At 38.1% G+C, this 21,067-nt stretch carries 17 protein-coding genes and 1 CRISPR repeat array; of the genes, 2 read left to right on the plus strand and 15 right to left on the minus strand.

What is annotated here, in order from left to right:
• Nucleotides 1-88: 88 nt before the first annotated feature.
• The 5 genes from ABE099_RS09945 to mraZ form a co-directional block, all read right to left on the minus strand.
• Nucleotides 89-2,044, minus strand: coding sequence for a stage V sporulation protein D (locus tag ABE099_RS09945; RefSeq protein WP_430029818.1), 1,956 nt, complete (start codon nucleotides 2,042-2,044; stop codon nucleotides 89-91).
• A 97-nt stretch (nucleotides 2,045-2,141) separates the two neighbouring features.
• Nucleotides 2,142-4,466 (minus strand): penicillin-binding transpeptidase domain-containing protein, encoded by a 2,325-nt coding sequence (locus tag ABE099_RS09950; RefSeq protein ID WP_430029820.1) that lies wholly within the window; start codon nucleotides 4,464-4,466, stop codon nucleotides 2,142-2,144.
• A gap of 21 nt (nucleotides 4,467-4,487) precedes the next feature.
• Nucleotides 4,488-4,901 (minus strand): hypothetical protein, encoded by a 414-nt coding sequence (locus tag ABE099_RS09955; RefSeq protein ID WP_430029822.1) that lies wholly within the window; start codon nucleotides 4,899-4,901, stop codon nucleotides 4,488-4,490.
• Nucleotide 4,902: 1 nt separating this feature from the next.
• Nucleotides 4,903-5,877, minus strand: a complete 975-nt coding sequence (gene rsmH, locus ABE099_RS09960; RefSeq protein ID WP_210088045.1) for a 16S rRNA (cytosine(1402)-N(4))-methyltransferase RsmH — start codon at nucleotides 5,875-5,877, stop codon at nucleotides 4,903-4,905.
• Nucleotides 5,878-5,906: 29 nt separating this feature from the next.
• On the minus strand, nucleotides 5,907-6,344 hold the full coding sequence (gene mraZ, locus ABE099_RS09965) for a division/cell wall cluster transcriptional repressor MraZ (protein WP_210088044.1): 438 nt from the start codon (nucleotides 6,342-6,344) through the stop codon (nucleotides 5,907-5,909).
• 385 nt (nucleotides 6,345-6,729) lie between these two features.
• Here mraZ and ABE099_RS09970 point away from each other — a divergent pair, with 385 nt between their 5' ends.
• Complete coding sequence (locus ABE099_RS09970; RefSeq protein WP_430029824.1) at nucleotides 6,730-6,888, plus strand: hypothetical protein; 159 nt, start codon at nucleotides 6,730-6,732, stop codon at nucleotides 6,886-6,888.
• Between the two features lie 97 nt (nucleotides 6,889-6,985).
• Nucleotides 6,986-7,283: direct repeats of the CRISPR family, unit length 32 nt; unit sequence ATTTCAATCCACACTCCTGTGTAAGGAGTGAC.
• Nucleotides 7,284-7,692: 409 nt separating this feature from the next.
• On the opposite strand, the gene bshC is transcribed toward ABE099_RS09970, so the two are convergent.
• The 8 genes from bshC to ABE099_RS10010 form a co-directional block, all read right to left on the minus strand.
• Nucleotides 7,693-9,330: a bacillithiol biosynthesis cysteine-adding enzyme BshC gene (bshC, locus tag ABE099_RS09975; protein WP_430029826.1), complete on the minus strand. Its 1,638-nt coding sequence runs from the start codon at nucleotides 9,328-9,330 to the stop codon at nucleotides 7,693-7,695.
• A gap of 129 nt (nucleotides 9,331-9,459) precedes the next feature.
• Entirely contained in the window at nucleotides 9,460-10,398 is a 939-nt protein-coding gene (locus ABE099_RS09980; RefSeq protein ID WP_430029828.1) for an ABC transporter ATP-binding protein, read from the minus strand.
• 144 nt (nucleotides 10,399-10,542) lie between these two features.
• Nucleotides 10,543-11,478, minus strand: coding sequence for an ABC transporter permease (locus ABE099_RS09985; RefSeq protein WP_430029830.1), 936 nt, complete (start codon nucleotides 11,476-11,478; stop codon nucleotides 10,543-10,545).
• Between the two features lie 3 nt (nucleotides 11,479-11,481).
• On the minus strand, nucleotides 11,482-12,414 hold the full coding sequence (locus ABE099_RS09990; RefSeq protein WP_430029833.1) for an ABC transporter permease: 933 nt from the start codon (nucleotides 12,412-12,414) through the stop codon (nucleotides 11,482-11,484).
• 207 nt (nucleotides 12,415-12,621) lie between these two features.
• Entirely contained in the window at nucleotides 12,622-14,322 is a 1,701-nt protein-coding gene (locus ABE099_RS09995; protein WP_430029835.1) for a peptide ABC transporter substrate-binding protein, read from the minus strand.
• 318 nt (nucleotides 14,323-14,640) lie between these two features.
• Nucleotides 14,641-15,027 carry a DUF3397 domain-containing protein gene (locus ABE099_RS10000; RefSeq protein ID WP_430029837.1) on the minus strand — a complete coding sequence of 129 codons (387 nt, stop codon included), beginning with the start codon at nucleotides 15,025-15,027 and terminating at the stop codon, nucleotides 14,641-14,643.
• Between the two features lie 19 nt (nucleotides 15,028-15,046).
• Complete coding sequence (locus ABE099_RS10005) at nucleotides 15,047-16,018, minus strand: ketopantoate reductase family protein (protein ID WP_430029839.1); 972 nt, start codon at nucleotides 16,016-16,018, stop codon at nucleotides 15,047-15,049.
• A 384-nt stretch (nucleotides 16,019-16,402) separates the two neighbouring features.
• Nucleotides 16,403-17,056 (minus strand): RsfA family transcriptional regulator, encoded by a 654-nt coding sequence (locus ABE099_RS10010; protein ID WP_430029841.1) that lies wholly within the window; start codon nucleotides 17,054-17,056, stop codon nucleotides 16,403-16,405.
• Nucleotides 17,057-17,314: 258 nt separating this feature from the next.
• Here ABE099_RS10010 and ABE099_RS10015 point away from each other — a divergent pair, with 258 nt between their 5' ends.
• The gene (locus ABE099_RS10015) at nucleotides 17,315-18,391 is read left to right on the plus strand and encodes a coiled-coil domain-containing protein (RefSeq protein ID WP_430029843.1); all 1,077 of its coding nucleotides are present in this window, start codon (nucleotides 17,315-17,317) and stop codon (nucleotides 18,389-18,391) included.
• On the opposite strand, the gene ABE099_RS10020 is transcribed toward ABE099_RS10015, so the two are convergent.
• Together ABE099_RS10020 and ABE099_RS10025 are read right to left on the minus strand one after the other, a co-directional pair.
• Nucleotides 18,381-19,625, minus strand: a complete 1,245-nt coding sequence (locus ABE099_RS10020; RefSeq protein ID WP_430029845.1) for an ABC transporter substrate-binding protein — start codon at nucleotides 19,623-19,625, stop codon at nucleotides 18,381-18,383. The two genes, ABE099_RS10015 and ABE099_RS10020, sit on opposite strands and share 11 nt — an antisense overlap.
• A gap of 89 nt (nucleotides 19,626-19,714) precedes the next feature.
• Nucleotides 19,715-21,046: a PhoH family protein gene (locus tag ABE099_RS10025; protein WP_430029848.1), complete on the minus strand. Its 1,332-nt coding sequence runs from the start codon at nucleotides 21,044-21,046 to the stop codon at nucleotides 19,715-19,717.
• Nucleotides 21,047-21,067: the final 21 nt, after the last annotated feature.

The following is a 21,067-nucleotide window of genomic DNA, read 5'->3' on the forward strand; positions in this document are numbered from 1 at the left end:
TGTAATTTCAGGAATTTTATTCACTCTAAAAATAAATTTATTACTTTATCAAAATGAACTTGCAACTAGTTACATCATTTCATATTCATTAATGGTTGTGATCCTTGTCATGCTCCCCTAGTTCCGCCTCTTCACCCATATAAATTCGAATCGTTGCTCCCTTTTCCACTCTAGCTCCTGCTTTTGGAGATTGATTAATCACAACTTTTCCAGAGCCTGATCTGGCCAAGTTAAAATTCATATTCATATCCTCATAAATATCCTGTGCGGTTTTGCCTATCAGATCAGGAACTGTAACGATTGGGATTTCTCCATATTTATATTTTTTGTTCATTTGTTTTTCCCGAGGTGGAACCTTCATATATTCTAGCGCATCTGTAAGAATATTTTTAACAATAGGTGCTGCAACTACGCCCCCAAATTGGATCCCCTGCGGATTATCTACAGCAGTATAAACCACAATTTGCGGATCATCCGCAGGCGCAAACCCAATAAAGGACACAATATGCTCACTCGTGGAGTAACGACCGTTTATGACCTTCTGTGCTGTCCCTGTTTTACCGCCAACACGATATCCATCTATAAATGCATTACCACCTGTTCCATTCGCTACAACGCTTTCTAGTGCCTCACGCACTTGCTTAGAAGTTTCCTCAGATACGACCTGACGAATCAGCTTAGGCTCATTACTGGCTACAATTTGACCTGTGTCTGGATTGGTCCATGACTTAGCGACATAAGGTTGATACAGCCTCCCCCCATTGATTGCAGCAGAGACAGCAGTAATTTGCTGAATTGGTGTAACAGATACCCCTTGACCAAATGCTGTCGTCGCAAGCTCCACAGGTCCAACTTGACTTAATTTAAATAAAATACCGGTACTCTCTCCTGCGAGATCAATCCCTGTTTTTGTACCAAAACCAAAATTTTTAATATAATCAAATAACTTTTCCTTACCTAAACGTTGCCCTAATGCTACAAAACCAGGGTTACAGGAGTTCTCAACTACCTGCAAAAAGGTTTGACTGCCATGCCCACCCTTTTTCCAGCAACGTAGTGTTGCGCCTCCCACCTTGACATAACCAGGATCAAAAAAATGATCATGCTGTAGGTTGACCTTTTTTTCCTCCAAAGCAGCGGCAAGTGTAATAATTTTAAAAGTTGAACCTGGCTCATACGTCATCCATATTGGTAAGTTGCGGTTGTATGTTGATGCGTCAAAATCTTGGTAACGTCCCGGTTCAAATCCAGGTCGTGAGGCCAATCCTAATATTTCACCTGTTTTAGGGTTCATTGCAATACTTAGTGCTGAATTCGCCTGTAGACGGTTCATCGCGTCATCTAATTCTCGCTCTATAATACTCTGAATTGATTTATCGATCGTTAACTGCAAATTCAAGCCATCTTTAGGCTGTACATATTTTTCAGATGTCCCTGGCATTAAGCGCCCACCCGCATCAGATAAATAGGATACGTTCCCATTCATTCCGCTAAGCTCACTCTCATATTTACTTTCAAGTCCTGCTAAACCTTGATTGTAGCTTCCAGTAAAGCCCAAAATATGAGCCGCTAACCCTTCAAATGGATAATATCTTTTGTTATCCTCAGCAACAACAATGCCCGGAAGAGCTAAATCACGAATTTGCTGGCTTTTTTCCATCGTAATTTTACGTCCACCGGGCTGTAACCGAACAATTGACTGCTTTTTTGAAATTTGCTTTAATATATTTTCTTCACTCATATCAATGATAGATGCTAAGCTTCGTGCTGTTGATGCCTTGTCCTTAATTTGAACAGGAATAGCCATGATCGTAGGTGTTGTGACATTGTACGCCAAAGTGACCCCGTTACGATCACTTATTTCTCCACGCTTTGCGGAAAAAGGAATATTCCGACGCCATGACTCCTCGGCTTTTTGAGATAACTCAGCACCTTGGCCTAATTGCACATATGCAAGACGAACAACAAGCGCACCAAACATCATCGTCAAACCTAATAATAACCATAGCAATCTTTTTCTAATGGTGACTTGTGAATTTTTCATTCTATAAACCTCCTTTAATACGTATCCTGAGCATGATAGTTTTGTATCATGATTATTCAGGACAAGGAGGCAATAGAACAAGCTATCCTTTTAAATTCTATTCACCCTGCACTTCATCATTGTCTTCCCTCTTGGCTGCATTGTCATCTTTAGCACCAGTGTTACCTTGCTTTTTATCTTTATTATCTTTATCGTTGTCAGTATTTTTTTCTTTATCTTGGTTATTTGTATTATCTTGATCTTGATTTTCCTTGTCCTTATCTTTCGTTGACTTATCATCCTTGTCCGCATCTGGAGCCTCTAAGCGCAGTGTCACAATTCGTTTACCATTTTCATTTGTGGTTGTTTGTGAAACGACATAACCTATGCCCTCTGATTTCACGGTCACATTCAAAGCAGACAATATTTCCATTGCATCCCGAAGTGATCTGCCCTTTACATCAGGAATTTGAATCTTGTCACCAGCCTCGGTTAGCAAATACATATACTGTTCCCCTTGCAGGGTGGTACCTGCCTTTGGAAACTGAGAAACGAGCTTATCTCCTTTTCCTAATGTAGCGTAAGTGATCCCACTTGCGACGAGCTTATCCTTCGCTGCCTTTAAGGTTAATCCAGATAAGTCAGGTACTTTCAATGTGTTTTCTACCTTTGTAGCTTGCTTATCGGTCCGCTTAGGAACGCCCATATATTGCAGCGATTGACTCACAATTTTTTTAAATACAGGTGCAGCAGCGGTTCCTCCGCCAAGATCAGAGTTTTGTGGTTGGTCAATGACGACGATCACTGCAATTTTAGGATCATCCACAGGCGCATATCCAATAAACGAAACCACCTGTTTCGTATGGTCATATTGTCCATTAACAACCTTGATCGCTGTTCCTGTTTTACCTGCTACACGGTAACCATCAATATAGGCATGACGCCCTGTTCCATGCTTCTGATCTGAAACAACCTCTTCCAGCATAAGCCCCGTTTTTTTAGCAGTTTCAGGTGTAATGACTTGCCTTATCACTTCAGGTTTAGTAACCGTTACTTGCTCAGTTTGTGGATTAGTAGTTTCCTTCACGATATGGGGCTTCATCAGCTTCCCACCGTTAGCCACCGCGGAGATCGCTACAATTTGCTGTAATGGCGTAACAAGCAACTGCCCGTGACCATAAGACATTGCGGCAAAGTCTGCTGCATACTTCGGAGCAACAATCCCCTGGGACTCACCATATAATTCAATACCTGTCTTCTTACCAAACCCAAAATTATCAACATATTGCTTTAATAGCTCAGAGCCCATCATTTCATAGCCCATTTTAATAAAAGCTACGTTACTCGAACGAATAACACCTTGTCTATAGGTTAAAGGAATACTCCCTAACTTATTATAGCTTGAATCACGTATTGTTCGCCCTGGCACACGAATTTTCCCTGCCATATAGGTGGCTTCAGGATTAAAAAAGCCTTCTTGTATCGCCCCTGCTAAGGTCACAATTTTAAAGGTTGAACCTGGTTCATAACGTGATGCTATCGCATGATTATTAAAGCTTTTTTCTTCAGCTTTACCATACGTATTAGGATCAAAGGTTGGTGCATTACTCATACCTAATATTTCCATCGTTTTTGGATTCGCTGCAATGACCGAAATACTGATTGGATTAAGCTCATTGTAGGCTTCCTTAACTGCCTCTTCAATGTAGTATTGAATGGTAGAGTCAATCGTAAGTGCTACATTTTCGCCATCCTTAGGTGGGGTATAGATTTCACTTGCCTTTGGAATTTCAATACCTTTACCGTCACTTTTATATTCTAACGATCCGTCTGTTCCTTTAAGCTTATCATTCATAGAAGACTCAATGCCTGAAATTACTTCCCCTGTACGCTGGATATACCCAAGCACATGTGAAGCTAATGAATTTTTAGGATAATAGCGTTTTTGTCCAGTAATAAACACAATGCCAACGTCTCTTTTATTATATTTTTTCTCTAAATCTTTTTTAAAGGTCTCTACTTTGTTTTTTAAAGTTTGGTCGATTAGCCTACCTTCATTCCCTAGCTCACGTTGAGCATATAGCTTCCCCGTATTAGGATTTACCGCTTCAATTAACTTCTTAATTTCACCTGCATCTTTATTTAATAATTTAGAAAGTCCTTCTGTAATCTCATCCTCTAGCTTTAGCTGCTGAATCACCTGTGGGTTCAAAGCCACAGTATAAGCAGGAGCATTCATTGCCAAAATATCACCGTTACGGTCTGTAATTTGGCCTCGTTGTGCAGGGATCACCTTTTTCTGGGACCAAATACTTTCTGCATGTGCCTGCCAGAAATTCCCCTCTACAATTTGTAACCAAAACACTCTACCTAACAATAAAACAAAAAAGAGGGTGATACATCCCCCTATTAATAGTGTACGAAGCTTTATTCTTTTTATCATATAAATGTCCTCGTTAAAATATTATTTTTTCGCTGTTGTTGTACGCTCAGATGTTACCGCTGCAGTATCAGGTACAGCAATATTAACGCCTTCTTCAACCGACTCCACATAACCTAGCTTAGCCGCTTCTTCAGGTATTTTTTGCTCTAATGTTTCTTTTGTTGTGGCATGCTCACTAATTTCCACATTCATTTTTGTAATCGATGCCTTCATATTGTACATCTCTCTTTTTATGCCATACAATGTGCTATTTTGAATTAATAGTCCTACCATCACCGCTACACCAATTATAATGGTGAACAAATACAGCAGCTTCTCACGAGCTGGTATTGATGTACGACGTGTAACTACTTTTGTCGTTTCGCGATAACGTTCAGGTGAATATGATTGTTTTCTTTTTTCTTTTACTGCTAAATTTCCTCTTGTATACGCCATTTTAAGAGTCCTCCGCTACCAAATGCAATTTCTCCGCCACACGTAGTTTAGCTGATCGTGCTCGGGGATTTTGGGCAATTTCTTCATCAGAAGGAATAAGTGGTTTGCGATTAATTAGTTTTAGCTCTCCGCTTGCTCCACACACACATAGAGGGAAATCTGGTGGACAGGTACATTTCTCCACATAACTTGCGAAGATTTGTTTGCAAATCCGATCCTCTAGTGAATGGAATGTAATCACAGATACTCTACCTTCTGGAGCTAAACAACGTACAGAAGCATGTAAAGCTTTTTCAAGCACACCTAATTCATCGTTCACAGCAATTCGTAAAGCTTGGAAGCTACGTTTTGCTGGGTGTCCGCCAGTTCTTCTGGCAGCGGCAGGGATGCCCTCTTTAATCAATTCAACAAGCTCACCTGTTGTATTAATCGGACTTTCCTCACGTCTTTTTACAATTACCTTGGCGATACGTCTTGAAAACTTCTCTTCTCCATATTGGAATAAGATTCTAGCTATTTCTGATTCTGACCATTCATTTATTATGTGTCTAGCGGTTAATTCCGCACCTTGATCCATTCGCATATCTAAAACTGCATCTGCATTATAACTAAAGCCACGTTCTCCTTCATCAAACTGGGGTGATGACACACCTAAATCAAACAATATTCCATCAACCTGAGGAATACCGTTACGTTTAGGAACCCAATCAAGTTCAGATAACTTTTCTTCTAGATTTTCAAAATTACTTTTAATAAGATGTAGCTGTTCTGTGTAGGAAGCTAAAAGCTGCTTAGCATTATTTAAAGCCCAATCGTCTTGATCAAAAGCAATCAATCGACCTTTGGGACTTAGCTTAGATAATATTACTGAGCTGTGCCCTCCCCCTCCTAATGTACAATCTACATAAATACCGTCAGGCTTAATACGCAGCCCTTCTGTAGCCTCTGCCTTAAGCACCGTGATGTGATGAAACAAGCTGCAGCCCTCCATACTTAGTTTTTGAATTACAAATCAAAATTAAAATCAACCAACTTTTCCGCAATTTCATTAAACGTATCCTCAGACTGCTGGAAGTATTGCTCCCAAATGTCACGACTCCATATTTCAACACGGTTCGATACGCCTAAGACAACACATTCTTTTTCAAGGTTCGCATAGTCTCTTAAATTGCTCGGTAAATTTACCCTTCCCTGTTTGTCCCAATCGCATTCAGTCGCACCTGAGAAAAAAAAGCGGGTAAATGCCCGTGCATCAGATTTCATTAAAGGAAGAGTTTTAAGCTTTTGCTCTAACACTTCCCATTCAGGTAGTGGATAAACAAATAAACATTTATCAAGCCCACGGGTAACAACAAAAGAGGTGCCAAGAAGCTCACGAAATTTAGCCGGGATAATCATGCGGCCTTTATCGTCAATGTTATGCTGAAATTCGCCCATAAACATTGTTTGCTCACTCCCCGCCTCTTTCTCCCACTTTGCTCCACTTTCCACCACTTATAGATAGTTTATATTCTACGTTACTTTTATAAATCCTTCTTAACGCTCATATTTTTTTATCCACATGTTGATAATTAGTGCTTGGGGCCTATTAGATGGGGATAATTTCTTAGCAATGTGAAAAAACTTTATGCTGGAAGTTGGGGGTAGCTTCGTTCCAGAGGGTTCCTACGATCGCTGTTAAAGCCCGATTCCCTGGGTTTTTAGCTAAGGTAGGAATCGGGCTTTAAAGGCGAACATTTCATTTCTCCGAAATCCCTCTGTCTCTTCGCTACTGCAAGCTGGCATAAAGTTTTTTAAGAATTGGTAAGAGATTTTTGGGGGAGGAAGGATGGAAAAAAATAGGTCACTCCTGTGGATAAGTGACCGGATTAAAGGGCTTAAAGATGAAGTGCTGGGTTTGGATCCGTGCTCCTTTGCAAGGAGTGACGTATTAGGGCTTGGGGGTGTTCAGCTTGGAGGGATTCTTTGGGGATACAAGTTACAGTGATGCATAATCAAAGCACGAAAAAAGTACATAAGTGTCTCAATCGACACTCCTACAAGGGTTTATCGTACTTTAGTAGCCGTTGAATACAGCGCATATTATTTCAATCCACACTCCTGTGTAAGGAGTGACATACTTTCTTTTCTCCAACTCAATCCATCGTGCGATTTCAATCCACACTCCTGTGTAAGGAGTGACCAAAAAACGAACACAGACGTAGAAAAGCATCTCAATTTCAATCCACACTCCTGTGTAAGGAGTGACTCCCATCACCTGAAATTATGGTGAGTACAGTATTTATTTCAATCCACACTCCTGTGTAAGGAGTGACCACAACAGTATATTGATGGCGGCGTGGTTCCCGCTATTTCAATCCACACTCCTGTGTATGGAGTGACAGCGATTTTTCAACTAATAACAGCATTTTAACCCAATAAAAGGTTAATATGAAGTTATAAAATGGAAATCACACTTTAAAAACTCTTAATAAATTCAATCTAATACCAATAATTGTAATAAATTTGGTGCGGAGGACCCCAGGTTTTCATGTGAGCTTGGGGTTCGCACCTGTAAGTTTTAATTTATAGCTTTATATTTTAGGCTCAATCTTGAAATTAGCGCTTGACCGCTAACCCAAACTAGCGAGAGACAGAGAGATTCTTAAGGTTGTCTCTTAAAATCAAATTCCATCTATAATAAAATTCAATAAAAAGAATATGATTTTAACAACAATCGCAAGAACTCTCTGAATCGTAGCTACCAGACTCTACACGTTGACGAGTACTATTTTCTAAATAGAGCCATATTTTACACGTAAATTACACGATGACTACCTGTAACGTCAAACGGGATTTCCATAAGCTGATCAATCCAGCCTTCGCCGTAACGGTTCAGATAATAAAATACATTGTACACCCGCTCCTGTGGCTTATGCTGTGGATATAGGGAGTATTCTATCCGATCAAAATGTCGCATCCCAGCTTCGTTGGAACGGGCTAAAGCATCCATGGCACGATTTTGCAGGTATTCAATCTGATCGATGATTTTGTCTTTGTTTGCATTTCCAAGCTTTAAGAGTCCAGCTTGAATTTGGCCTAATTGTTCGATTAAGGGTTCATACATGGCTGCAAAAGAGGCTTTAACATGAGTAAATTGTTCTTCAACATGCCATTGATCTTGTTCACTTAACCACGCCTTCCGCTTCGTAGCAAATTGATCTGGAGAAATAATATCCTCCCATTTTAATTCATACTTGTCCATATGCTTGTGCAAAGTACCTTCGATAACAGTAAATGACATTCTCGGTAGCAAAATTGGCATTTGAAGACCTAACACTTGAAAAGCTTTACCTGTAAGTCCCCAATACGCAATTTCACCTCCACCTAATACTGCTCCCAATACTGGTAGTAAGCTATCCTGCATTAATGGTCTTGTTAATACGTTATTACTGAAACGTTCAGGATGCTGATAAAGCTCTGCTAACAGCTCATCTTTTGTAAATGAAACTTGTTGCTTACGATCAGCGAACTTACCCTCTTGCTTGAACAACAACAAGCGGTCCTGACCATGAATATAAAATAAGTTTGCTCCACCTTCGACCACATCCGCTTGTGCTGTTAAGCCTAATTGTGCAACGTTTTTCGCTGTAGCTAAATAGGCTTGCTCCAACTCATCATTTTGTTCGATGATGGCTTCAAATACAGGAGATTCAAGCTTACGCAAGCCTTCATCTGCGGAGTCCAACAAAATAAGTCCATATTTACCAAACCATTTTCCTAACAGCTTCGCAAAAGCAATGGTTAGTGTATGTGATTCATGACATAGCTGTTGGAGTTCAGCCAACAATTTCTCCTTAAACTCACTTCCAGCTAACAATGACTCTAGCTCTGTTAAAGAGCTGCTCCACATGTCCTCTGTTATATTGACTTGACTTACAGGGGAACGACGTTGATCTTCACGTGCTAATCTAATGCGATTAATTTGTAAATCTGGTGATAACACATACGTGTGATTTACTTCATCCCAATCATGGTCTTCACCTGCAATCCAAAAAACAGGGACAACAGGTCGCTTTAATAGCTCACTACCATATTGAGCTGCCTTTATAATCGAGATCGCCTTATAAATGACCAGTAAAGGGCCTGTAAACAAACCACTTTGCTGACCACCTGAGATGGCAAGCGTACCTGACTGCTCTAACAGTGAAAGTGAGGTATTAACCGCCTCATGATTATTGTATTTTTGGTTAAATTGAGTTAAGCAACCTACTAGCTTTTTTCTGTCTATACGTAAATGCTCTGTACGATCAAGCCATTCCATCCTCCGCGTCCAGCTTGCTTCTTCAAATGCATTGCTTTCATACAAATGAGCAACACTCTCATATTTATGTATAAGCGCCTCAGCAAGTGGTTGTCCATTTGGAATGGGCTGTTGCATAACATTCATTTTGTAATCCCCCTAGTTCTTTGCTGTCACAGCTTATTTGATTGTATCAAAAAAACGAAAATACCACTCCATTTCTAGTAGAAAAGAGCGGCATTTTATATGCAAATCATGAAGAAGCTTAAGGCAACTTTACTTAGGCATAGCAACCCAATGTCCTGGGGTCACTTCCACAAGTTCCGTATTCTCAAGATCAAATGCGCCTTTTTTCTGAGGTGCATCACCACTTGCAGAATGAATAGGTCCTTCATTTTGATGCTCAAACAAAATACGTTTTTTGTTAGCTTCAATTTCTGGATCAGGAACTGGGATTGCTGATAGTAAGGTCTTAGTATATGGATGTAATGGATTAGCATAAAGCTCGTCACTTTCAGCCAATTCTACAATACGTCCCAAATACATCACTGCAACACGATCACTAATATGTTTAACCATAGAGAGATCATGTGCAATAAATAAATAGGTTAAGCCTAAACGATTTTGTAAATCCTTAAGCAAGTTTACGACCTGAGCTTGAATCGATACGTCCAACGCAGAAATAGGCTCATCGCAAATAATAAATTTAGGATTAACAGCTAGCGCACGAGCAATCCCAATACGTTGACGTTGTCCACCTGAAAACTCATGTGGATAACGAGTTGCATGATCAGGGTTTAAACCAACTAAGTCTAGAAGTTCCTCAACCCGTTTTTTACGTTCTTGGCGGGTTCCAGCCATTCCATGAATATCTAACGCTTCACCAATAATATCAGTAACGGTAAAACGGGGATTCAAAGAAGCATAAGGGTCTTGGAAAATCATTTGCATATCGCGGCGCATCTCTTTCATTTTCTTAGGAGATAGCGTACAAATATCAGTTCCATTAAACTTAATTGAACCTGCTGTTGGTTCATATAGACGTAAAATAGTACGTCCAGCGGTTGACTTTCCGCAGCCAGACTCACCAACAAGTCCTAAGGTTTCCCCTTCCGCAATGGAGAAGCTGATATCATTTACAGCCTTTAAAATATTACCGCCACCAACATTAAAATATTTTTTCAAACCTTCTATTTCAATGAGATTTTTACTCATAAAAGCTCCACCTCCTGCAAAAATATTTGTTTGTACGGATATTGGTTAAAGCAAGCCTCACGCCGCTAGTATTTTCTGTTTTAAACAATCTATAATTAAAACTACAAAAATGCTGCCAATATCTATAGCCATATACTTTAAGCCTTATTTTTTTAATTTTGGATCAAGGGCATCACGAAGTCCATCACCAAAAATGTTAAAGGACAACATAATTAAGCTGATTAAGCCTGCTGGGAACAACAAACGCCACGGATATACTAACCAAGCTGTAAGCGCATCATTAATCATTGAACCTAGTGACGCTACAGGTGCTTGCACACCAAGACCAAGGAAACTCAAAAATGCTTCCGCAAAAATAGCATTTGGAACAGACAATGTAACCGTAACGATAATTGGTCCAATAGCATTCGGTAATAAGTGACGGAACAATAACCGTTTCCAATCCGCACCCATAGAACGCGAAGCTAATACAAACTCACGGTTTTTAAGCTGCATAATTTCACCACGTACAATCCAAGACATATTAATCCAGCCTGTGATTGTTAAGGCGATAATAATAGTAGGTAAGCTTGGCTCCATAACGACTAGCAATAAAATCGTAACGAGCAAATAAGGAATTGCATACAAAATTTCAGAGAATTTATTCATGATGGAATCTACACGTCCACCAAAGTACCCCATAATCCCACCGTAGATTACACCGATAAACAAGTCAATTGCCGCCGCAATTAAACCTACGATTAATGAAATACGAGCACCATACCATGTTCTTACAAACATATCTCTACCCAAATCATCTGTGCCAAACCAATGTGTTAAGGAAGGCGCTTCATTTGTAGCAAGATAATCATTGCTATAATAATTAAACTCAGAAAACATCGGAGCAAAAATAGCAGCTAATGCAATAAAAATCAAAACAATCAATGCGGTCATAGCCAGTTTGTTTTTACGCAAACGCATCATCGCATCTTGCCATGCAGACAAGCTTTCACGATGAATTGCTTCTGCTTCCTTTTCATTTGAACCAATCAATTTAAAATCTTCAGGTTTTAAATCAGCTAAATTGTCATTTGCTGCCATTGGTTAGCCCTCCTTTCCACCACTTAGTTTGATACGAGGATCAATAAATGCGTAAGCCACATCTGTAACTAATCTAGCAATCATCAGGAGTGCACCATAAAAAATCGTGATGCCCATAATGATTGGATAATCACGTGTTCCAATCGCTTGCACAAATTGTTTCCCAATCCCACCAATACCAAATATTTGTTCAATAACAACGGAACCTGTTACGATATTTGCTGTCATTGGACCTAAATAAGTTATAACGGGCATAATACCATTACGTATAACGTGACGAGATAAAATCGCTCTCCATGTTAATCCTTTTGCTTTCGCTGTTTTAATATAATCCGCATGTAACACTTCAAGCATGCTTGATCTTGTTAAACGAGCAATAAAGGCGATCGGTTGAGCCGATAATGCAGCTACAGGCATAATATAGTATTCAATGCCTTTAAAGCCTGAGGTAGGCAACCAATGTAGCTTAGATGCAAAGAAATATTGCAATAAGGTGGCGACGACAAAGCTTGGAACTGCAATACCTAATACTGCAACAACCATCGCTATATTATCAATCAGCCTTCGGTGATACAAGGCCGCCAGTAGTCCTAATGAAACACCAATAATTACTGAAACAACAATCGCAGCTAAACCAAGCTTCAGAGAAGCAGAAAAGGTTTTATTAATAATTGTAGATACATCCTGGTTCACTTTTTTCATAGATACCCCAAAGTCACCTTGGACGATGTTACCTAAATAATTAATATACTGCTGATAAACGGGCTTATCCAAACCAAACTGCTCATATAAACGTTCCTGTATCGCTTTTGGAACCTTTTTCTCAGAGGTGAAGGGATCACCAGGGATTGCTTTCATTAAGAAGAAGGTCGCTGAAATCAAAATAAAAAGTGATACTAACGTATAAAATAGCTTGTTTAAAATATAACGCGTCATGCCCGTTTGCACCTCCTTAATTTTTTTTCGACACTAATCGATTGTAGGTCAATCCATGCCTTTTGTCCATTCCATATCTTTCTCCATATATTAACTTCATGTTTGTCTCTAATATTAGAAAAAAACATGAAGTTAACATGCAAAAAAACGGGATATATATGGATACTACATATATATCCCGAATGAATGAACTTTTTCTAACTTATTTTATTCTTCAACCAAGTATGCACGACTGAAGTCTACTGCACCACTGTAGTCCATATGAACATTTTTCAAGTTAGGCTTAATTAATGTCTTAGTAGTGTAGTAGTACAACGGAATTGCTACAGAGTCATCTTCGATAAGAATTTTCTCAGCTTTTGCGATCATTTCTTGACGAGCTTTTTCATCGCCAGTTTTCTTAGCATCAGCAATAAGTTGGTCGTATTCTTTATTGGAGTAACCAGCATCGTTGTTACCATCACCAGTTGTCCACATACTCATAAACGCCATCGGGTCATTGTAGTCAGATACCCAACCCGCACGAGACACTTGATAGTCAAGATTACGTCTTGTAGAGATGTATACTTGGAACTCTTGGTTTACTAATTTAATATCTACGCCTAAAGCTTTTTTCCACATGTCGCCAATTGCTAAAGCAATTTTCTTGTGGTTTTCACTTGTGTTATAAAGCAAAGTGATTTCAGGAAGCTTAGTGTAATTCGCTTCTTTCATTCCTTCTTCCAACAACTTCTTAGCCTCTTCTACATTGTAAGAAAGATAGTTGTCTGGAACTGATTTACGATATTCTTGGCCATCTGCACCAACGATACCATAAGGAACGAAACCAAATGCTGCTGTTTCTCCACCCAATGTTACTTTGTCAATCAAAGTTTGACGGTCAATTGCCATTGAAAATGCTTTACGGATTTTTGCATTGTCAAATGGTTTAGCTGTTACGTTAAATTGGTAGTAATAAATACTAGCAATACTTCTGTTGTTAAATTCATCTTTAAGCTCTTGTCTTACACTTGGTAATTGGTCAGAAGGAATTTCACCAACTGGTTGACCTGTGTAATCTGTTTCACCGTTTTTGTAGGCTTGCAATTGTGTTGCAGCACTTTCAACAACGTTAATTTGAACTTTAGTTAATTTAACATCATCTTTGCTATGATAGTTCTCATTTTTAGCTAATTCATAAGATTGACCAATTTCCCAACCAGTCAATTTGAATGGTCCATTAGTAATCATTTTGTCTTTATTAGTAGCCCATTTTGCATCATCTTTAACAGATTGATGAACTGGGAAGTAAGTGTAGAATGAAGTTAATCCAAGGAAATAAGGCGTTGGGTTAATGATGTTAACTTCTAGAGTATAATCATCAAGTGCTTTAACTCCAACTTTACTGAAATCTTTTTCTTTACCATCATTGTATTCTTTTGCACCTTGAATATAGTCATATAACATATTTGCATATGGAGGAGCAGGACTAGTTGCAGGATTTAATACACGTTCCCAAGCAAATACATAGTCTTTAGCTGTTACAGGGTCACCATTGCTCCATTTAGCGTCTTTGCGAAGCGTAAATGTATATTTGGTACCATCAATTGCCCATTTTTCTGCGTTGGCTGGTACGACTTTACCATCTTCATCCATTGAAACTAAGCCTTCATACATCATGTTAAGCATAGTATGTGCTACGTTATCTTGCGCTTGACCTGGATCAAATGTTGGAACTTCTGATGTAAATGAAAATCTCAAAGTTTGATCTGCAGCAAGTGTTTCCTCAGCTTGTGTGCCGGAGTTGTTTGTCTTTTCTCCACCGTTTGATGCACCCTTGCTATTGTCCTTGCCACCGCAAGCAGACAACAATGTTCCTACAGCCAGAACAAATGTTAATAAAAGTAACATGCTTTTACTTTTTTTCATCTAGCAGTATCCCCCTTAATATTTTTTTGTGGTATATGTTTTTAGATTATACAACCACCGGTCAAAAAATCCAACATAAAATTTTATAAAAATTGCATATTAAAAAATTTAATTCGTTTTTTCTTAACAAAAAAGCCTTAAAAATACGATTGACAATCAGCATTTTCAGCTAATAATGTCCCCAAAACACTGATTTTCTACATTTTATGCCACTTTTTTCTATCCTTTTATACTTTTTAAATATTTATTTGTATTATTCATCATATTGATTATTCATTCACACCAAATGTTAGATTTTAAGGTTATATTTAACTTGCTCTAAGCTGACGTAATATATGTAAGCATACTGATTAAAAATAATAAAATATAAGCTAAACCTGTTCCAGCAAATGTAATTCGCCATACTGCTCTTAATAGCAGTCGCATATCAATTTTACCTTTTTTGCGATTTTGTGCCCCACCTATTAATCCACCAGTGATCAAAAGAATTAAAAGAATGAGATAAAATCCAAAGTTTGAGCCAAATTGCATATTAAATAAAGCTGAAACAGAGATGATTAAGAAAAAAGTGGTTACATCCATTGCACGCATTATAGCAGCCTTCTTACTATAATCTAAATATAAACAGAAATAATATACAGATAGAAACGGAACCACTGGCAGGATAGATAAAATAATAAGTGGTACTAAGATGATTTCCTTCATACTTCGCCTCCTGTACAAATTAGAAGCTGTTTATGCCTTTAATCAAATGAGTGATTGTTGAATGCATAGGTGCTTCGATATTAGCAGCAAGTGCTAGCTTAACTAGATGTCCATTAATATAATCAATTTCGGTCTGATTGCCCTGCAAAACATCTTTTAACATAGAGGAAGTATTACTAAATGTTCCTTTACATACTTGTACAACTTGATCATACAGATCAAAATCAATGGGAATCCCACTAGCTTGACATATTAATTCTGTTTCCTGGCATAATTGCTGAACAAGTTTTATACGGTCTGCATTCGCTATTAATTCTCCGTTTGGAATACGCCATATCGCAGTTAGAGGATTGATAATACAATTTATAAGCAGTTTCTTATAAATCTCTATATCGATTTTGTTCGACAAAAACGAGCGAAATCCTGCTTTTTGGAATATATCTGCTAAATTTTCACCATATTTCTTAATATCATCGCAGGATATCGTTTGCGTTGTTCCCTTTTTAGTAATTCCAATCATTGTATTCCCACTACCTGTATGGAAAACCTCATTACATTGAGAGCGCTTTGCGCCTTCTGTTGTAACTGCAGAAAAAACAGCTTGTCCAATGTTACTATCAATTAAAGAATCCGCTAGTCCGATTCCGTTTTGAAGACATAGTATATTTGTATTTTTATGGGTTATATTTTCTATCTGTTTAATAAAATCAGCATTAACCTGCCATTGTTTTACAGTAATAATAAGCCAATCTACTGAGGGAGTTGCAGGTGTAGAAGGCTTAAGGTTAAAGTTAGCTGTAGAATAAGCTTGGAAGTGGGAGGGGGCGATATGTGTATTCATATCATGATTATGTAACGTAATCCCTACACTATTCAGGTATGCTGCTTGTTCCTCTGTTCTTGTACTAAACATTACCTCATGACCAGCAAGGCATAATTTTGAACCGTATAATAAACCAAGCGCGCCCGCTCCTATAATATGAAAAACCACATTATTGCCTCCTTGATATATGTAAAATACACAAGTCCCTTTTGTTACTTATGTTAGTTTAGCATGATTTAAAAGGTAAGTCTTTCTAATGTGTCTTTTCCTTTGACATTTCCTCCTCTGCTTTTTCTTCATAAAAATAAAAAAATCCTACTTTTTTAAAGGCTCAATCTTGAAATTAGTGCTTGACCGCTCACCGTAACTTACGAAGAGACAGAGAGATTCTTAAGGTTGTCTCTTAAAATCAAATTCCATCCATAACTATACTTCAATACAAGGAATATGATTTTAACAACAATCGCAAGAACTCTCTGGATCGTAGCTACTAGCTGTCCAGCACTAAGTTCTAAATAAAGCCTTTTTAAAAGCAGGATTTTTTAACCAAACCTATTCAATTCGCTCTAAATTACCATTGGCATCCATTTTAAATTTGGATTTTGATTCCTCGTCTTCCTCATTTAAGAAGGCAAGCCGTCTTGCACGATCCATAATTTGAATTAATGCCTTATAATCATCGTTAACAACACGATAATCACTTTGCACTTCATTCACTTGAGCATACAGTCGTTGATTTTCTTGTTTTAAAGCATTTAATTGCTCTACCTTTTCACGCAAATCTTTTTCTAATTGCTTTACATGTCGACTACTATCCTGAAGCGTATTTTTCCAGTTTTTCAAAAAGCGAATAACTGCATCAATAGAAATCGTTTCTTCATTTACAGTTTCATTCTTATATGTGCTATCATCCAATTCAATAGAAGCAAGTGAAGCCACAGCAGAATTGTTTGAATATGCACCTTGCTTTTTTAAATAGTTTCTTTTTTGCCTTTGTGCTTTGGCAATACTAATTGCCGCATCATATTGTTTGCGGACACAACTGTTCCACCTAAAACCACATGCTGCTGCGGTTCTTCCTATTTTTTCTCCTACCTCTTCAAAAGCAGTTAACTGTGTACTACCTTCTCTTATATGGCGTAAGGTTACCTCAGCTAAAATTAAATCATCCTCTGTACTCCATGCATCTTGTCTCACTGCCGTCATGCTTTAAAAACCTCCCAACAACATCATATAACCGCCTTAAAATTTTTTCTGAATAAACGGTCTTTCTTTATTCCTATGCCTCTTGTAGAGTTCATAGAATCTATTGATACTAATTTGTATTTCCAAAATAGGTTGTCTTAATACATTTAATTTGCAATAAAGAGACAAGTTGATATTTTTTAATCTGTTATCATATATATAAGATTATGGTTAAATGTTTAAAGGGAAGATGAAATGTGCTTTAAGGAGAGGATTACGTTGTACTTACGTGTATTTAAGCTATGCTGCGTTATTATGTTTTTAGGAGTTTCATGTACGTCAGTTCTCGCAGCGCCCCTCTCGATTTCAGAAGAGGAACAAAAAATTTTAGAGAAAAGTCTTTCTGTCGTAGAAATTAATCGGGAGATTTCACGTATAGAGGGAAGAGAAAAGGATCTACATGCTTCTATAGAGACTTTATCCACCCAATTAGCCCAAAAGGAAGAACAAATTACATATCATCGTCAGCATGCTTCCGAGGTGATTAGAGCCTATTATATGGGAGAACGTGAATCATTACTTGAGATTTTATTATCAGCCAAAAGCATTGGTGAATTTTTAAATCTACTTGAATATTATGAATTAATTGCAGAACAAAATAATAACAAGCTAAGTAATTATCAAACCGAATATGCAAATCTAACTAAAACACAAAAAAAATTAGATACTCTTTCATCAGAACTATTTGACATCAAAGGAAAGTTAATTGCACAACGGAATCGAATTTTAGCCTTACAGCAAAGCGTGGATCAGGATTTAAATGCTTCTTCTAATCCCGATCGGCTCAAAGCTATGATTGAAGAAATGACGGCGTATTGGAATAACGTAGGCTTATATGAAGTAAAACGTTACTTTGGTGCGTTAGCTTCCGCTATGGGCGATTTCCCTGAGTTTTTAGATCAACATAAGAATAACCTCGTTTCAGGAAAAGACGGTTACTTACTAACTATTAAAGAGGAAGAGCTTAACGATTTTATCCACGGAAAAAAAGAACTACTTCAGAATATGAATTTTAAGTTTGATGACTCTAAAATTACTGCACAAGGTAGCCGTGAAGGGCTAAACCTACGAATTGAAGGACATTACACGATTCAAAACAAACCGCAACATGCGATTGTGTTTCACGTTGATCTTATTTCATTTAATGGCCTCACCTTACCTGATACGACTAATAAAGAATTAGAACAAGAATTTGATCTTGGTTTTTATCCAAAACAAATCATTCCCTTTATAGAAGCTACAGAAGTAGCCATTACAAAGGGAACGATGACAATTAAGCTAAATATCAAAATTTAATTATTTTCAACATACGTTTTGTATATTCTCTAACATTCATTTTACTTTTCATAAAATCTCTAGTCAGTTCCCCATATTGAACCATCTGATTAGGTAGCTCCGCATAAACAGGAAGCAGGTTAGCTTTCATACTTCCTATGCTAGATGGAACCCAAGAAGGCAACTGTTTACTATATTGTGATTTATTAACTGGAAGGTGGGAAGACGCTTGGAACCAGCGAGATTGATCTTGTAAAGACGTCATCGCTGCAATCCATTCTCCTGCCTTTTTAGCATTTGCAGACTGGGTTGGCACAACATAACTTCGTCCGTGCTGCCACAGTGATCTTGGCTTATCTGATTGCTGTGGATAATAAATTGAGATTACTTTATCGTTTCGCCCATTTGCCTCCGAAGCCCGTGTTAAATAAAACAATAGCTTTTCGTCATAACATAACTTCCATAGCTTCTCAGAGCTTTGTTCCTCACTATCTAGCAAAATAGGTCGCATAGACTCAAGCTGCTGGAATGTTGCCTTCACCGCCTCCGTTAACTCAAAAAGCTTGTTTCCATCAGTTGGCTCAGCAGTGAGCTGCCATAGCAAGGTTAACGAAGCATAGGGATCATTATAATCATAGCTTAACAAATAAGGAATTTGATTTTGGTTGAGAAAATTATATATTAATTCATTCCAGCCTTGCTGTGTTGTTGGTGGTAATGTCAAGCCTAACTTTTTTAACGCATTCGAATTGTACACAAGGACGTAGGGGTCCACATCTAGTGGAACCCCCCACATATAACCATTCCACTCATTTTGAGCCAAAGCACTCGTAAGTAACTCCCCATTTAATGAACCAGAATAATAACGGTCAGTAGGTAGCAAAAAGCCTTGTGATGCAAAATGTCTTACCCATTCATTGTTGATTAATAGAACATCGGGTGCTTCACTAAGCTCAAGCTGTGATTGAAGTTTTCTGTACGTTGGATCGAGTTCACTATTAATTAATTCAACTTCAAAGTCATGATTTTGCATAAATAATTGATTCATTTGCTGTAGCGCGACAAACTCACTATGCTTCATTTGCACCGCGACCTTAATTTTTCCTTCATCTTTTGCTTGTTCACGTGAAGGAACGATCATTTGGTCATCACGATCTTCTTCTTGAGCTATATTTTTCATAGAATTACTTGGTGATAAATTAATTAAAGCTAATAAAAGGACTGCAAACAACACACCATAGTTACTTCGCTTCACACCGTTCTTCCTCTCCACACTTAAGTTCAGGATAAACGTTTCTTTCTATCTATCATATCAAATGTTGAGAGGTTTTGTTAGTTGCAAAGTTACAGCAGGTCTGCGGCGAGTTGTGCTAGCTTAGAGCGTTCTCCTCTTTCTAACGTAATATGTCCACTTATACCTTGCTCCTTAAACCGCTCAACCAAATATGTCAAACCATTGCTGGTTGAATCTAAATACGGGTGATCGATTTGTTCAGGGTCCCCCATAATAATAAGCTTACTGCCTTCACCTACTCTAGATACAATTGTTTTTACTTCATGCTTAGATAAGTTTTGCGCTTCATCCACGATAATAAATTGTCCTGGAATAGAACGACCACGTATATATGTGAGAGCCTCAACATGAATACTTCCAAGTCCCATTAAAATTTTATCGATATCCCCGGACTTTTTAGTATCAAATAAATATTCTAAGTTATCATAGATCGGTTGCATCCACGGACGAAGCTTTTCCTCTTTTTCTCCAGGTAAATATCCAATGTCTTTTCCCATTGGTACGACAGGGCGAGCAATCAACAGCTTTTTATACTTATGCTCATCTTCTACTTTTAAAAGTCCTGCCGCTAGCGCTAATAACGTTTTCCCTGTGCCAGCCTTCCCTGTAATCGTAATAAGTGGGATGTCATCATTAAGCAAAAGTTCCAGGGCCATTCGTTGTTGCGTATTTCTTGCAGTTATTCCCCACACTGGCTCATTACTTAAATATAAGGGCTCAAGCTTTGTACCTTCCTCATTAACCTTGAGCAACGCTGACTTCCCCGTTCCCATCTCGTCCTTCAAAATAATAAACTCATGGGCGTAAGGCTGAAAATCCAGATTTAAATCAGTTACATTCAAGGAACGATAAGAATAAAATTGGTCAATAGTAGAAGGATGGACTTTAACGGTTGTATACCCTGTGTATAATTCATCAAAACCAAATGACCGATTTTCTTGATAATCCTGTGTTGGAATGCCTAGAACATCTGCCTTAATTCTAACTAATACATCTTTGCTTACTAATACCACAGTTCGGGGCGTTGGTTTCTCCTGCTCCTCTAAGTAATAATTCGAAGCAACGGCAATAATGCGATTATCGTTCGTTATCTCCCCAAACATTTCCTGCACTTTAGTGAAGCTTTTATGATTTAATTCCACCTTTAAAATTCCGCCATTATCAAGTGGAACACCATTGTGTAAATGATCATGCTCACGTAGCTGATCAAGTAGTCGGGAGACACCTCTAGCATTGCGTCCTATTTCATCAGGGTTTCGCTTTTTAGAGTCAATTTCCTCCAAAACAACCGCAGGAATAATAACTTCATGCTCTTTAAAGGCGAAAATGGATCTTGGATCATGTAGTAATACGTTTGTGTCCAATACAAATATCTTTTTCAAAGATATCCCCCCATACATAAT

Source organism: Paenibacillus turicensis (assembly GCF_050461185.1).
Lineage (GTDB): Bacteria > Bacillota > Bacilli > Paenibacillales > Paenibacillaceae > Fontibacillus > Fontibacillus turicensis_A.